This window comes from Bdellovibrio bacteriovorus (genome assembly GCF_002208115.1).
In the GTDB taxonomy this organism is placed as follows: domain Bacteria; phylum Bdellovibrionota; class Bdellovibrionia; order Bdellovibrionales; family Bdellovibrionaceae; genus Bdellovibrio; species Bdellovibrio bacteriovorus_C.
On the sequence record NZ_CP020946.1, the window covers coordinates 89,011 to 103,915 of the forward strand.

The 14,905-nt window shown below is 50.2% G+C and carries 13 protein-coding genes; 5 read left to right on the top strand and 8 right to left on the bottom strand.

What is annotated here, in order from left to right:
- Nucleotides 1–89 precede the first annotated feature (89 nt).
- On the top strand, nt 90–1,082 hold the full coding sequence (locus tag B9G79_RS00415) for a hypothetical protein (RefSeq protein ID WP_232468931.1): 993 nt from the start codon (nt 90–92) through the stop codon (nt 1,080–1,082).
- Between the two features lie 62 nt (nt 1,083–1,144).
- Here the strand turns inward: B9G79_RS00415 and B9G79_RS00420 are convergent, their stop codons facing one another.
- From B9G79_RS00420 to deoC, 7 genes are all read right to left on the bottom strand, one after another.
- Entirely contained in the window at nt 1,145–1,672 is a 528-nt protein-coding gene (locus tag B9G79_RS00420) for an acetyl-CoA carboxylase biotin carboxyl carrier protein subunit (RefSeq protein WP_088563803.1), read from the bottom strand.
- A gap of 2 nt (nt 1,673–1,674) precedes the next feature.
- Nucleotides 1,675–3,177, bottom strand: a complete 1,503-nt coding sequence (gene accC, locus B9G79_RS00425; RefSeq protein ID WP_088563804.1) for an acetyl-CoA carboxylase biotin carboxylase subunit — start codon at nt 3,175–3,177, stop codon at nt 1,675–1,677.
- 8 nt (nt 3,178–3,185) lie between these two features.
- Nucleotides 3,186–4,754: an acyl-CoA carboxylase subunit beta gene (locus B9G79_RS00430; RefSeq protein WP_088563805.1), complete on the bottom strand. Its 1,569-nt coding sequence runs from the start codon at nt 4,752–4,754 to the stop codon at nt 3,186–3,188.
- 138 nt (nt 4,755–4,892) lie between these two features.
- Entirely contained in the window at nt 4,893–6,122 is a 1,230-nt protein-coding gene (locus B9G79_RS00435; protein ID WP_088563806.1) for a S8 family peptidase, read from the bottom strand.
- A 144-nt stretch (nt 6,123–6,266) separates the two neighbouring features.
- A complete protein-coding gene (locus B9G79_RS00440; protein ID WP_420042860.1) occupies nt 6,267–7,055 on the bottom strand; it encodes a purine-nucleoside phosphorylase in 789 nt (262 codons plus the stop codon).
- Between the two features lie 54 nt (nt 7,056–7,109).
- On the bottom strand, nt 7,110–8,429 hold the full coding sequence (locus B9G79_RS00445) for a thymidine phosphorylase (RefSeq protein ID WP_088563808.1): 1,320 nt from the start codon (nt 8,427–8,429) through the stop codon (nt 7,110–7,112).
- A complete protein-coding gene (gene deoC / locus B9G79_RS00450; RefSeq protein WP_088563809.1) occupies nt 8,429–9,091 on the bottom strand; it encodes a deoxyribose-phosphate aldolase in 663 nt (220 codons plus the stop codon). Before deoC ends, B9G79_RS00445 begins: the two co-directional genes overlap by 1 nt.
- A 59-nt stretch (nt 9,092–9,150) precedes the next feature.
- Between deoC and B9G79_RS00455 the strand changes: the two genes are divergently transcribed.
- Nucleotides 9,151–9,528 carry a hypothetical protein gene (locus B9G79_RS00455; protein WP_232468932.1) on the top strand — a complete coding sequence of 126 codons (378 nt, stop codon included), beginning with the start codon at nt 9,151–9,153 and terminating at the stop codon, nt 9,526–9,528.
- A 1-nt stretch (nt 9,529) separates the two neighbouring features.
- Here the strand turns inward: B9G79_RS00455 and B9G79_RS00460 are convergent, their stop codons facing one another.
- Complete coding sequence (locus B9G79_RS00460; protein ID WP_088563811.1) at nt 9,530–10,630, bottom strand: type IV pilus twitching motility protein PilT; 1,101 nt, start codon at nt 10,628–10,630, stop codon at nt 9,530–9,532.
- Nucleotides 10,631–10,777: 147 nt separating this feature from the next.
- Here B9G79_RS00460 and B9G79_RS00465 point away from each other — a divergent pair, with 147 nt between their 5' ends.
- The 3 genes from B9G79_RS00465 to rplU all read left to right on the top strand — a co-directional run bounded on the left by B9G79_RS00465 (nt 10,778) and on the right by rplU (nt 14,854).
- On the top strand, nt 10,778–12,295 hold the full coding sequence (locus tag B9G79_RS00465) for an Rne/Rng family ribonuclease (RefSeq protein WP_088563812.1): 1,518 nt from the start codon (nt 10,778–10,780) through the stop codon (nt 12,293–12,295).
- A 114-nt stretch (nt 12,296–12,409) separates the two neighbouring features.
- Nucleotides 12,410–14,011, top strand: a complete 1,602-nt coding sequence (locus tag B9G79_RS00470) for a hypothetical protein (RefSeq protein ID WP_088563813.1) — start codon at nt 12,410–12,412, stop codon at nt 14,009–14,011.
- 207 nt (nt 14,012–14,218) lie between these two features.
- Nucleotides 14,219–14,854: a 50S ribosomal protein L21 gene (gene rplU / locus B9G79_RS18555; protein ID WP_088563814.1), complete on the top strand. Its 636-nt coding sequence runs from the start codon at nt 14,219–14,221 to the stop codon at nt 14,852–14,854.
- Nucleotides 14,855–14,905: the final 51 nt, after the last annotated feature.

The window sequence follows — 14,905 nt, forward strand, 5'->3', positions numbered from 1 at the left end:
GGGGTGTTCGGCATTTAATGTGAAATATGAGAATCTTAAGAGTACGCTCAAAAAGTGTACAAATGCATTCTTACGTTCATGGAGGAACTGTGAAGTCTTTGATCTTCTTGTCCCTGATGGGTCTTTCTTTGTCTGCGGCCGCCAATATTGCGGACTATGAAAAAGCATCAAAACAGTTTGCGTGTATCAATCAAGTCAACATGGCGACGATGGATATGGGCTTCGGCACAGAGCCGGACGGTGCTGCATTCGCTATCGGCACTGATGGTAAAACCAATGTTTTGGATTCCGGAAAAATCGTTTCCCGCGAAACCAAAGACGGCGTTGAAACGATCGTTTATAAAGCGAAAGTGGTGACCGGATTCAAAGACGGCAAACCGGTTTTTGAAACGGACCGCAAAACAGTGGCGATTCGCCGTGATGATCAGGGTCGCGTGGTGGCGGTGAACAAGGATATGAATCTGAAAACCCAGATTCAAAACCGTGATGCTTATCTGAAAACAGAATGGGGCAAACACGCCAAAGGTAACTATCCGTTGATCAAAGGAACTGAGTCCACGTTCACTTACGAAGGGGATTCCTGTGATGTCGCGCAAAGTGTTTACATGCAGATGCAGGACGAAAATTCCAAAGTGGAAAGTAAAGTCACTTATGACAAAGTTTTCTGCGACCGCATGAAGCCGATGATTTCTAAAATGGGTTCTCAGAACGCGGCTCAGTGTGGAAACTTGATCGGTATGGCTCAAGGCGCCTTCGATCAGCGTAACGCTGAACTTGCGAAAGAGGGCAAATCTATGGCCGGTGGTGCATTCGGTATGTACGCGAATCCTTACGGTGGCGCACCTTCTTCCAATGCCAAAACCAAACAAGCGGCTCAAAGCAGCGCCTTTAATATCGGCGGTGCGATTGCCATGTGTGCCTCTATGGCTGATGGTGGCATGGGCATGATGGGTGGCTACTACGGCACGGGTATGGGTGGCATCATGGGTGGTACCGGTGGTATCGTCGGTACTGGAGGTATTGGGGGGAGCGTTCCAGCGAAAGCCAAAACGAACCAGAAAGACGCTAAAGGCACCAAGTAAGACAAAATAAAAAAGGGGCTCCAAAGAGCCCCTTTTATTTTTTCCAAAATGTCGTCTGAAGACTATGGTTCTTCGAACTTGATCAGAACCGCTCCGGATTCAACCGAATCGCCCTGTTTCACGCGGATCTCTTTGATCTTCACATCACGAGTCGCACGCATTTCGTTTTCCATCTTCATCGCTTCCATGATCAGCAAAGGTTTGTTGGCCTTCACGATTTCACCTTCTTTGGCGAAGATTTCGATGATTTTGCCAGGCATACCGGATTTCAGTTCCTGATCGCCACCGAAACCGCCACCTTTCTTCAGGGATTCATGCAACAGCATTTCATCATTGAAGACCTTGATGGTGCGGAATGAGTTACGCGTAAAGACCGTGTACTCGGTGTCCTGTCCGATGACGTCGATCAGATAGGACTTACCGCCAAACAGGAAGCTGATGTATTGTTCAGCCTCTTTGTAGTCGTTTTTGGAGATGTCATAGTGGATCCAGTCTTTGCCCTCTTCCTGCAAGGAAACCTTCCAGGTCGTGCGGTGCTCGGTCACATCCACTTTAAATTTTTTACCTTTAAGTTCTGCCTCAAAGTACATGGTTACGTCCTCAATTGAAGTTTGCGGCTGATACGCTTCCAGTTGGAAGTCAGGTTCAGCTGGCGAACGTCTTTGGATTTACGATCGTTGTAAGCAGTGATTGCCGCCGCGATCAGGAATACAGGGTCTTCAACTTCTTTGAAAAGATTTGGTTCGATCACTTCGAAGTTCTTTTCAATGAACTGAGTTGTGTAAGAGCCATCACGGAATTTTGCGTGATCCAGGATGGTTTTATGAAGAACGATATTGGTTTTAATACCGGTCAACACGAACTCACTTAAAGCACGTTGCATTCTGTCGATGGCCTCTTCGCGCGTCTCACCCCAAGTGATCACTTTCGCGATCATTGGATCGTAGAAGATAGGCACTTCATAGCCAGGGTAGGCGTAGGAATCCACACGCATAAACGGACCTTGCGGGTGACGGCAGGCACGAATCACACCAGGGTGTGGTTTGTACGTGATCGGGTCTTCCGCGCAAATACGGGCTTCAATCGCGTGGCCTTTTTGTTTGATGTCTTCTTGTTTGAAGCTCAAAGGTTTGCCCGCAGCCACATAGATCTGCTCTTTCACCAGGTCATAACCCGTCACGATTTCGGTGATCGGATGTTCCACCTGAAGACGAGTGTTCATCTCCATGAAGTAGAATTCTTTGGTGGCGTTATCGAAGATGAACTCAATCGTTCCCGCGCCCACATAGTTGATCTGTTTTGCTGCGCGAACAGCGGCTTCACCCATGCGCAGGCGCACTTCGTGAGGCACAGATGGGGACGGACATTCCTCGATGATCTTCTGGTGACGGCGCTGCACAGAGCACTCACGTTCAAACAGGTGAACGTGGTTGTTGTGAGTGTCGCCGAACACCTGGATCTCGATGTGTTTCGGGTCGTTGATGAATTTTTCGATATATACTGTCGGATCCGCGAAATAGTTCTGACCTTCAGAGCGGCACGCACGGAAAGCGCTTTCCAGCTCGTCCATCTGACGAACCACACGCATCCCCTTACCACCACCACCGGCGGAAGCCTTGATGATGATTGGAAGGCCGATTTTTTCTGCGATCTTCTGGGCTTCCTCAACGGATTCAACGCCGCCATCAGAGCCTGGAACCGTCGGGACACCGGCTTTTTTCATCAAAGCCTTGGCGGAAAGTTTATCCCCCATGGCTTCAATGTTCGCAACTGTCGGTCCGATGAAGGTGATGCCTGCATCTTTCAAAGCTTGCGCAAAAGTGGTGTTTTCAGACAGGAAGCCGTAACCCGGGTGAACGGCGTCCACGCCGGCTTTTTTGCAGACCTCGATGATCTTGCTATAGTTCAGGTAGCTTTCACGCGAAGGGGACGGGCCAATGTGATAAGCCTCGTCCGCCAGGAATACGTGCAAACTGTCGCGGTCCGCATCGGAAAACACCGCCACAGATCCGATACCCAGCTCGCGGCAGGCACGAGTGATACGGATGGCGATTTCCCCGCGGTTGGCGATCAGGATTTTTTTAAACAATGCCATGTTCGCTCCTACAGAGGGATGTTTCCGTGCTTTTTAGCCGGAGTAACGTCACGTTTATGTTTCAGCATTTCCAAAGAGTCGATGATGCGTTTACGAGTCATCGCTGGCTCAATAACCTCATCTGTGTAGCCCAGTTCAGCGGAGACGTATGGATTGCTGAACTTGGCTTCGTATTCTGCCGTCAGGCGCGCGCGCTCGGCCACAGGGTCTTTGGCTTTGTTGATCTCTTCACGGAAGATGATGCTGACCGCACCATCAGCGCCCATAACCGCGATTTCTGCAGACGGGTAAGCCAGGTTCACGTCAGAGCGAAGAAGTTTCGAGCCCATAACGATGTAAGCACCGCCGTAAGCTTTGCGGGTGATAACGGTGATTTTTGGCACCGTCGCCTCGGCATAAGCATAAAGAAGCTTCGCACCGTGAGTGATGATGCCATTCCATTCCTGGTCTTTACCCGGCAGGAAGCCTGGTACGTCCACGAAGGAAACAACCGGGATGTTGAAGGCGTCACAGAAGCGGATGAAACGAGCACCTTTGCGGGACGCTTCGATGTTCAGGCAGCCAGCAAGGATGTTGGGCTGATTCGCCACGATACCCACAGGACGGCCGTTGAAGCGTGCAAAGCCCACGATCAGATTCTGAGCGAAGTGTTTGTGCACTTCCAGGAAGTAACCCTCATCCACGCACTCTGTGATGACAGAGATCATGTCGTAAGGTTTCTTTGGATTTTCCGGGATCAAAGAATTCAAAGCTTCAGTCAAACGGTCCGGACGGTCGTTGGTTGGAAGAACCGGAGCATCGTCAAGATTGTTGGATGGAAGGAAGTTCATCATCTCGCGGATCAGAAGCAAGCAGTGCTTGTCATCTTCAGCAGCAAAGTGAGCCACGCCGGATTTTGCAGAGTGAGTGGTCGCTCCACCCAGTTCTTCCTTGGTCACATCTTCGTGAGTCACAGTCTTGATAACATCAGGACCGGTCACGAACATGTAAGAGGTGTTTTTCACCATGAAGACAAAGTCCGTGATGGACGGGGAGTAAACCGCACCACCCGCGCACGGGCCCATGATAGCGGTGATCTGTGGGATCAAACCGGAAGCCATGGTGTTTCTGGTGAAGATGTCCGCGTAACCACCCAGGGATTCAATACCTTCCTGGATACGCGCGCCACCAGAGTCATTGATAGAGATAAAAGGAGCCCCGTTTTTCATCGCCAGATCCATCACTTTGCAGATCTTGTTGGCTTGAGTGCGGGACATGGATCCACCGATCACGGTGAAATCCTGAGAAGACAAATAAACCAGTTTGCCGTTGATACGGCCGTAACCCGTGATGACACCATCACCAGGAACCACGTTTTTATCCATGCCGAAGTTTGTGCAACGGTGAGAAACAAAACGATCCATTTCAACAAAGCTGCCTGGATCCAGCAAAACATCCACGCGCTCGCGTGCAGTCAGACGACCACCTTGTTTGTGTTTCGCCAAACGAGCTGCGCCACCACCGGCCATTGCGGCTTCGTTTCTTTTCTCAAGATCTGCCAATCGTGCTTGAATGCCAGATGAAACTTCTGTGCTCATAAAATTCCTTTTCTTGTGAGGAACCATCCTCAAAAAACAAGGAACCAATCTAGCACTTCAGTTCAAAGAATCATCTTAAAACTAGAGACGCAGAGCATACTTTTTATGCCCCGCGTGAATTGATCTATGTGTTTGAAATTACGGAACTAACTGCTGAATGTACTGAAGCGCCTTTTCGACATTGATGCGCCCTCGAGTATTTACTTTAAACTCGTGTCCGGAAGACACGTCCACAGACTTCAAAATTGCCTCTTTAACTTGCACTGCTGTGGCCGTCGGTTTGGCACTCCAAACCAGGGCTGCGGCACCACTGACGAACGGTGCTGCCATGCTGGTTCCTTCCATATAAGCAGTGGATCCGCCCGGCACGGTGGAAAGAATTCTTTCCCCCGGAGCCGCAACGTGCACCAGAGAAAAACCACTGTTGGACCAAGAGGTCATGAAGTCTGAAACCGAAGCGGCAGCCACTGTGATCTGATTGGCCATATTGAAGGACGCGGGGAATTCCGGATACACATCCACATCGCGCCCGTCATTACCCGCAGCGACGACAACCAGAATGCCCTTTTTCTCAAGCTCTACAAAAGCGTTTCGCAAAGAGGCCACACACGGAGCTCCACCCCAGCTGGCGTTGATGATCTTGGCCCCACGACTGGCAGAGTACTGCATGGCAAGAACGGCATCCCCCAAAGATCCACCGCCATCATTGGCAATAAACTGCGCGGGAATGATCTGCGCCTGGGGAGCCACACCTTCAATCGAACCATAGCGAGAATCCGCGGCGATGATACCCGCCACGTGTGAACCGTGCGAGCTTGGAGTCTGGTTGTTACCTGGCTGGGAAACAAAGGCCGCGCCATAGTAATCATCCACGATCCCGTTTTTATCGTCATCAATGCCGTTATTCGGGATTTCATCCGTGTTCACAGCAATGCGTGGAAGCAGTTGGGGATGGGACACATCCACGTAAGCATCCACCACGGCGACTTTCACGCCCTGGCCGTAAACGCCCTGGCTCCACACCGTCGGGGCGCCAATGCGCTGCTGACCCCAGCTGTCGGTGAAGGCTGTTGCCGACACTTCGCTGGATCTTTGCAGTTGGATCACGCGATCGTAATCAACGTGTTTGATATTTTCCAATTGAGGTTTGATGAAATTTTCTTTGAATTCTTCGGCATTGGCCGCGGTTTCAGTTGTGAAACTGCCGTCCTCCCATTGCACGATGAATTTGTTTTCAAGAGCCTGACCACGACAGGCGCTGGAATCAAGCGCGCCATTTTCTGGAAAGACTGTTTCAGCGGATTTCTGGCTACAAGCTGCAAATACAAAGACGCAAGCGACCGCCGAGAGAATTTTTTGAACATCCATGTTCACTCCCTGTGCGAGCCCAACGGGTCCCATCAATGGGACGCACTACAAAGGCCCGACCGGTTAGCTCTTCGGCTATTATATGTCTTATTTTGAGGCTAAATTTCAGAAACTGGACTGGACCGTTTTGTCAGGTCCAACCCATTAGATATGAGCGATGAACTCGCGCAAAAACGAGGAGAATTGCATCTCTACTTGCTTGGCTGTCTCTGTCACTTCGTCGTGGGAAAGCTTTTGAGAAGAAATCCCTGCCGCCAAATTCGTGATGCAAGAAAGAGCCGCGACACGCAGACCCAAGTGGTTGGCTGCGATGGTTTCTGGAACCGTGCTCATGCCGACCGCTTTACCGCCAATCAGTTTCAAGTAACGAACTTCAGACGGAGTTTCATAAGTAGGACCGCTCACACCGCAGTACACACCTTTGTGATAGCGTGTGCCCTGTTTCATCAGCACGTCTTCCATGATCTGGATCAGGCGCTTGTCGTAAGCTTCCGTCATGTCTGGGAAACGAGGGCCCAGTTCCTTGATGTTCGGACCCATCAAAGGATTCGTGCCCATCAGGTTGATGTGATCTTCGATGACCATGAAGTCACCGGCCTGCATGTTTTCACCGAAACCACCGGCAGAGTTGGTCAGAATCAAAGTTTCCACACCCAGCATCGCCAAAGTACGAGTCGGGAACACAACACTTTCCATGCTGTGGCCTTCGTAATAGTGGTTGCGACCCTGAAGGATCGCGATGGATTGACCATTGATTTTACCGAAGATCAGATTTCCGGAATGTCCTTCGACAGTCGGAGGGGAGAAGTGAGGAATGTCTTTGTAAGGAATGGTCGTTTCAACTTCCACTTCTTTCACAAAAGCGCCAAGGCCCGATCCCAATACAACACCGATTTTCGGTTTTGCCGAAGTCTTGGTGCGGATGTAGGTCATGGATTCTTGTAGCTTATTGAGTACCAAAATATTCTCCCTTTTCGACCTTGAGTATTAGCTCAAAGTTTTGAGTATCAAACTAGGCTTTGTCGTCTTTTGCAAGGAAATTGTCATTGCTGAACGAAGCATCGGCAGAGCTGATTGCAGCAGATCTTTGTCGTCGCCATGCAATGTAAACACAGTGTCGCCGACCTTCACTTCATCACCCACTTTCACATGGAATTCGATGCCCGCAGTTGGGGCAATGATGTCCGTGGTTTGTGCGCGACCCGCCTTGATCAAGATGCCCGCAACGCCAATGCTTTCGGTGTGGAAGCCACCCACCCAGCCGGCTTTGTCAGATTTGACTTCGATGGAATGTTTCGGTTTTGGCAGGGCCTTCAAATTGCCACCGTGGATGGAGCAAAGTTCTTCAAACTTCGCCATCGCTTTACCGGACACCAGAATGTCTTCAGCAATCTTGTAGGATTCTTCTTCGTTCTTGCCAACACCCGCCAAAAGCAGCATGTGCGCAGAAAGTTGCAGACTCAGTTCACGAGTGTCTTCGTAAAGATCATAACCGGCAGGGCCGATGAATTTTTCATTTTTCATGATGGCCACGCATTCTTCGACTTCCACCGAGTTGCCGGCATAGCGGCCCAGGGGCTGATCCATATTGGTCAGCAACGCGGTGACTTTTTTGCCGTAGCCTTTGGCAATCGCCATCAGGTTCACCGCCAGTTCTTCCGCCAGCACCGGGGTTTTCATGAAGGCACCGGATCCGAACTTCACGTCCAGCACCAGGCCATCAATGCCTTCCGCCATTTTCTTGGACATGATCGAAGCACAAATCAACGGCAGGCTTTCTACCGTCGCAGTCACATCACGAAGCGCATAGATTTTTTTATCAGCCGGGCAGATCTCTTTGGTCTGACCGATGAAGCAGATTTTGTGTTTGTGAACCAGCTCGATAAATTCAGGCAGGGACTTTTGCGTATTGAACCCCGGAATGGATTCCAGTTTGTCCAAGGTTCCGCCGGTGTGACCCAGGCCACGGCCGGAAATCATCGGCACCGGAATGCCGGCGGCGGCCACGATCGGCCCCAGAATCAAACTTGTCTTGTCGCCCACGCCACCGGTGGAGTGTTTGTCCACTTTGAATTCTTTTACGGAAGAAAAATCCACAACTTCACCGGAGTGAAGCATGGCTTTCGTCAACGAAAGAGTTTCTTCGGTGTTCATGCCACGGAAGAAGATCGCCATCAGCAAGGCTGACATCTGATAATCAGGAATCTGCCCGCGCGCATAGCCCAGGATGAATTCGTTGATTTCTTCATAAGAAAGCACGCCACCGTTGCGTTTGATTTTAATAATTTCAGCAGGAAGAAAAGCCATTAGTAACCACCTTGTACAGAGCCGCCTTGAATAATTGTGATCCCTGAGCTTGTGCCAAGACGGGTGGCTCCAGCGTCGATCATTGCTTTTGCTTGTTGGGCATCTTTGATGCCGCCGGAAGCTTTGACTTCCATGGATGAGCCCACAACGGACTTCATCAGTTTCACATCATCCACCGTGGCGCCGCCGCCCCCGAAGCCGGTGGAGGTCTTAACAAAATGTGCTCCGGCTTCCAGGGCTGCCTTGCACGCCAGGGTTTTGTCTTCCTGATTCAGCAACGAAGTTTCGATGATGACTTTCACGGTGTGACCAGCCGCTGCCTGAACCACGGCCTTGATGTCGTCACGAACATAGTTCAGACGGCGGTCTTTCAGTGCGCCGATCTGAATGACCATGTCGATTTCCTGCGCGCCGTTGGCGATGGCCGTTTTGGTTTCAAAGGCTTTGCTGGCCGTGTCCATGGCACCCAAAGGAAAGCCCACCACGCAGCAGACTTTCACAGAAGAGCCTTTCAAAAGTTCAGCGCAGGTTTTCACATAGGACGTGTTCACGCAGACAGAGAAGAAGTTGTGCTCTTTGGCTTCCGCGCACAGCTTTTCGATCTGGGCGGTTTGGGCTTCAGGCTTTAAAAGAGTATGGTCAATGTAACGACTTAGTTGCACGGGGCACCTCAAGAATGTTTAAATTAAAAAGTTATCTCAGATCATTGCAGGAGGCAATCATGACACCACAGAAGTGGACCTCAGTTTTACTCATATCTTTGCTCATTTTCACTTCATCCACTTCGACGGCCCAGGCCAATCGCAGTGTAAAACGCAATGTCGCCGCCGTCCTGTTTTCCACTCTGGGCGGGGCCATTCTGGGATTAAGCACGCTGTCTTTTTACGGTGAACCGCAGGAACACACCGGCAATATCACGACCGGTGCTCTGGTGGGTTTGTTAGGCGGGGTGGGGTATGTTATTTATGACTCTTCGCGCCCAGCGGCGCCTCAGTATGAGTATTCCCAGAACCTGGGGATGGACTTTAAAAACCGAAGGGCCTCGGAAACTTTCGTCGCCAAGGCCCCTCCCATGATTCAGTATTCGTTTACTTTCTAGTTTAGCCCACTTTGGTGCGTGGGGTGCCGCCAGCCATGGTCGCCCCTGGCTGTACGCTGGTGTCGCCACCACCGGCCTGACCCAGGAAGGTCTTGGCATCGGCTGCGGAAACTTTACCCTTACGAACCAGATCCTCAATGTACTTTTCAAACAGAACCATACCTTGAGTGGCACCGGTCTGCATGGCAGATGGGATCTGGTGGACTTTACCTTCACGAACCAAGTTCGAGATGGCTTTGGTGTTTCTCATGATCTCGTAAGCCGCCACACGACCTTGTCCGTCCGCGCGGGAGAACAGGGTCTGAGCGACAACTCCGCGCAGGGATTCAGCCAGCATCGTTCGGATCTGTTGCTGTTGACCGGCAGGGAATACGTCAATGATACGATCGATGGTTTTCGCCGCACTGTTGGTGTGCAGGGTTCCGAAAACGATATGACCTGTTTCGGCAGCAGTCAGTGCCAAAGAAATTGTTTCTAGGTCACGAAGCTCACCCACCAGCAGAATATCCGGGTCTTCACGCAGGGCCGCTTTCAGGGCGTTGGCGAAACTTTTGGTGTGGCTTCCCACCTCACGCTGATTGACCAAAGATTTCAAATTCGGGTGAACGAACTCGATCGGGTCTTCCACCGTGATGATGTGGGCTTCACGGGTCATGTTAATTTGGTGAATCATCGCCGCCAGAGTTGTGGACTTACCAGAACCTGTCGGACCGGTGACAAGAATCAGACCACGATCGCAATCGATCATGTCCATCACGGCCGGAGGCAATCCCAGTTCTTGGGCGGTTTTGATTTTTTCCGGGATGATACGCATAACGGCGCCAAGGCCTTTACGCTGCATAAAGATATTGCAACGGAAACGCCCGATACCTGACAAAGTGTAGGCGAAATCCAGTTCCCATTTTTCCACGAAAGCTTTTTTCTGCTTTTCAGAAAGAATCTCAAACAGCAGTCCCTGTACGTCCTGATTTGTGAGCTCGCGATAGTTCAATGGAACCATGTTTCCATGCAGGCGCAAATAAGGGGCGGCTCCACTTGTGATATGCAAGTCGGAGGCACCTTGTTCCACCATGAGTTTGAACAATTCATCAATTGTTGCCATCGTCGTCTCCTAAGGTCTCTAATTCAGTGATCTTTTCGGTCAGATATGTTTCAATATTAAATATTAATTGCTATCGGTCTTGTTTCTGGACTATTGAACTAAGACCAGCCCCGTTCAAGAGGGGTTATATTCGCCAAGGAGTCGCCTGTGTCTGCTGAAATTCTGATTAACGTTCGACCACAAGAGACACGTGTAGCCTATGTTGACGGCGGGATCCTGACCGATTTGAAAATTGAACGAAAAACGTCCCCCACCTTGGTCGGGTCCATCCATCGGGGCACGGTGATTCGTGTTCTTCCGGGCATGCAGGCGGCGTTTGTGGATATTGGTCTGGAAAAAGCAGCATTCCTGTATGTCGGGGATATCCGCGAAGACGTCGATGACAACTTCCTTTCCGCGGTGGACCGTGAAGAGCCGATGGATGAAGGGGATGACGACAAGCCGCTGACTCACGCAAATAAAACTCCGATTCAGGATCTAGTGAAAGAAGGCCAGAGCATTCTGGTTCAGGTTTCCAAGGATCCGCTGGGCACCAAGGGAGCACGTTTGACGACGCACCTGTCCCTGCCAGGCCGTTTCGTGGTGTTTTTGCCGACGGTGCGCCACCTGGGTATTTCCCGTCGTATCGAAGACGAAGGCGAGCGCGAGCGCCTAAGAAAACTGGTTCAGAAAATCAATCCTTCCGGTGGCGTGATCGTAAGAACCGCCGGGGATGGGGCTTCGGAAGAGATGTTGAAAGCCGACATCGAGTATCTGGATCGTTTGAGCAAAGAGATTTTCAAAAACTACGAAAAGAAAAAAACGCCGGGTCCGCTGCACACCGAACTTGATGTCGAGCTGCGCGCCCTTCGTGATCTGATGAGTGAGGACGTCACGAGCGTCTGGGTCGATGACGTTGAGATTCACAAAAAAGTTGTGAAGTTCGTGTCCCAGTTCATGCCCAAGTACAAACAAAACATCGTGCTTTATGAAGAGAAAAAGCCGTTGTTTGACCTGTACGACATCGATATTGAGATCTCCCGCTCGATGGAGCGCAAGATCTGGCTTAAATCCGGCGGTTACATCGTGATCGATGAAGCCGAAGCCCTGGTGGTTATCGACGTGAACACCGGTAAGTTCGTCGGTAAAAAAGATCTGGAAGACACCATCTTAAAAACCAATCTGGAAGCGGTTCGCGAGACCGCGCACCAACTGCGTGTGCGTAACTGCGGCGGCATTATCATCATCGACTTTATCGATATGGAAAAAGAATCCCACCGCGAAAAAGTTCTGGAGGCCTTGGCCGAAGAACTGGCGCGCGACCGTGCCCGCACCAACATCGTTTCCATGTCCCAGTTGGGCTTGGTGGAAATGACCCGTAAGCGCATCCGCCCAAGTCTGATCAAGACTTTGTGTGAACCGTGCTCTTACTGTGAAGGTAAAGGCTACATCAAACGCAAATCCACGGTGGCCAATGAAATCTTCCGTGAACTTGAGCGTGACGCTGACATGCTGATCAATAAAAAAACCAACGTGGTCATTCATTGTCACAGTGAAGTGGTGGACTGGATCTACGAAGTCGAAGGCGAAAGCCTGGAAGGCATCGAAAAGAAACTGGGCCGCTCTGTCGCGTTCAAAATCGAACCAAATTATCACCTAGAACAATACGAAATCTTCTTCGTCTAGGGCGGCTGAACCCTTTTGACCAGCCGCTAAGTTTTTCGGGAATTGTGGAATCATTTTGGGATTGCTGGACCTTGGGCTGTTGAGCCGGGGGTCTGGTGTTCCGATAGATTCTGTATGAAACATCTTTTGATTTTTCTTTTAGGCATTCTATTTTCTTTCGTTGCACACTCCGAGCCGCTTTTTTGCGGCCCGAAGCCTTACCAGCTAAAAGCTCTGGCGGATGTTTCCCGCAACACTTGTATGGAGACTTTGAAGTCCAAAGAGTGTCAGGATCTTTTTGCGAAGATGCGCGCCAATGGGGAAAAGCCTGAGGATAAAGCGCTGAAGTGCCATGATCAAAGCTCTCTTTCGCGTGTGGCGGAAAGCACCTGGGGTTACACTTCGGGTTGTGCGGTGGGTGGCTGGAATTTTGTAAAAGACTCTTTTGTCGCTATTGGTACGGCGATTGGTGAAGGGGCGGCGAAGATCGCGCTGGATATGGAAGCGGAAGCGGCTGCCAACAAAGCCTGCGAAGCTGATCCCAAAGGTAAAGAAAACCTGTTCAAACAATATAACAGCACGGTGCCGAAACTTTTGCAGGTGCAGATGCCTGAAGCCTCTGTTTTAAAGCGCGCCAACTGTGCGACCGTAAAACGCATCATCAAAATGCAGGGCATGGACAAGGGCAATGCAACCCTTCGCCTTGTTATGATGAAGGGGGATAAAAATCTTTCTGCCGATGAACGGGAATATGTTCAGTGGAGTCAGAAACAGGTCACGCCCTCAAACGTTGATCTGGTGGGGATGGCTAAAGCCAAACTTAAAGAGATGGGTGTGCAGATCGAATGCTACAACGCCCAGCAGGCCGCGGCGATCGTCTGTGAAGCTGTGGCCGAGGTGGCGACTTTGGCCGGCGGACCAGCCGGAGCGGCACTGAAGGCCGCCAAAGCCAAGAACATCATGAAACTGGCCGGGGTGAGTGCGGATGCTGGAAAGGCCTCTGCCGCGACCAGAACCGTGGCTTCTGCAGCGGAACTGGAAAAGGCCGCCAAGTTGTCTAATATAGAGCGTGTGGCCGCGGCGGAAAAATCCCTGGGTCGATCTTTAAGTGAGGCGGAAAAGAAAGCGCTGATCTCGGCCCATGAAGTGGGTAAGGGCACCGGCCGGGGTTATGGGACCTATTCAAAGACGGATCTCAGCGACAAGGCCAATATATTGAAGAACGCCGGGTTCAAAGCTGAAGAGCGCGATCTATTAATGCGTCAGGGATTGGCGGGAAGCCTGTCTGACACCAAGGCCGCGCGGGACTTTGCCAACAAGGCCCGTTTGGAAGCTGATAAGCTGCGTGTGTCCGGAAATATCTCAGAATCTACCAATAGTTACCGCAAGGCGTCTGACTCTTATGAAGTCTTTATGAACGATGTTAAAGCGCCCAAATCTTCGCGCGATTATTGGGTCGGGGCGAAGATGAATGCCTCGGCTGAAAGATATGATAAGGCTGCGGAATATTTCATCAAAACCGAGCAGGCCACCAGCCGTTCGGACGTGAAAGCGCAGAACATCTTTGATGCCCTTAACCGTGAAAAAGATGAGTTGCGCGTTATTGCTGCCCGGAATCCTGCCAGCAAGTCCGCCCAGAAAAATTATCAGGATCACAAAAAGCTGATTGAAGCGGTGGTTAATAGTAAAAATCTGCAGTTGGGTGACGCCTGGAAACGGGAACTTTTGAAGCCGTGAGTTAAGCTAAGGTGCTGAAAATATAGGCTTTTATTTAGCACCTAGACCTTGCCAACTTTTTCCAAAAATATTTGCATTTGAGGGGGGTTAAAGCTAACCTCTCTTTCTCTCGTAAAAAGCTGAAAAAAATAGCATGTATTAGGTTGACAAAGCCTAGTGCAAAGTGGCATTTACCATTGGCTTAATTCGGGTAGCTGGAGGTATTACATGTACGCGATTATTCGTACTGGCGGGAAACAATATAAAGTTCAAGCTGGTGACGTAGTTCAGGTTGATAAACTTGAACAAGCACTTGGTGCAGAGTTTGAAATCAACGAAGTTTTGATGGTTGGTGGTGAGTCCACTGCTGTTGGTCAACCTCTTGTTAAAGGTGCGAAAGTAACTGTTGTTGTTACTAAACAAGCTAAGACAAGAAAAGAGATCGTCTTCAAAAAGAAGCGTCGTCAAGGTTACAGAAAGTTCGCAACTCACAAACAAGAGTTCACCGAGCTGTTTGTTAAAGCAATTTCCTTCGATGGAAAAACTGCTAAATCTGATGAAGCAGCAACTGTTGTTGACGTGAAAGCAGTTCGTGCTGAAAAAGCACAAGCTCGCGTAGCAGCTCGTAAAGAGCGCGCAGCGAACAAAGGTACTGCAGAAGTTGTAAAAAAAGCGGCTAAAAAAGTAGCGAAAAAGAAAGTTGCGAAAAAAGCAGTTAAAAAGACTGGTACTAAATTCCACTTGGGTAACAACGTAAAAATGGGTCGCGACTACACTATCTATTCTGTAGTTGAAGGTCTTGTTAAATTTGAACGTTTCTCCAAAGAGCGTTTCAAAGTTAGCGTTTATCCTAAAGCTGTTTAATCAGTCTTAAGATAAACCGATACATTTTTTCACAAATGGAAAAGGAGCCAT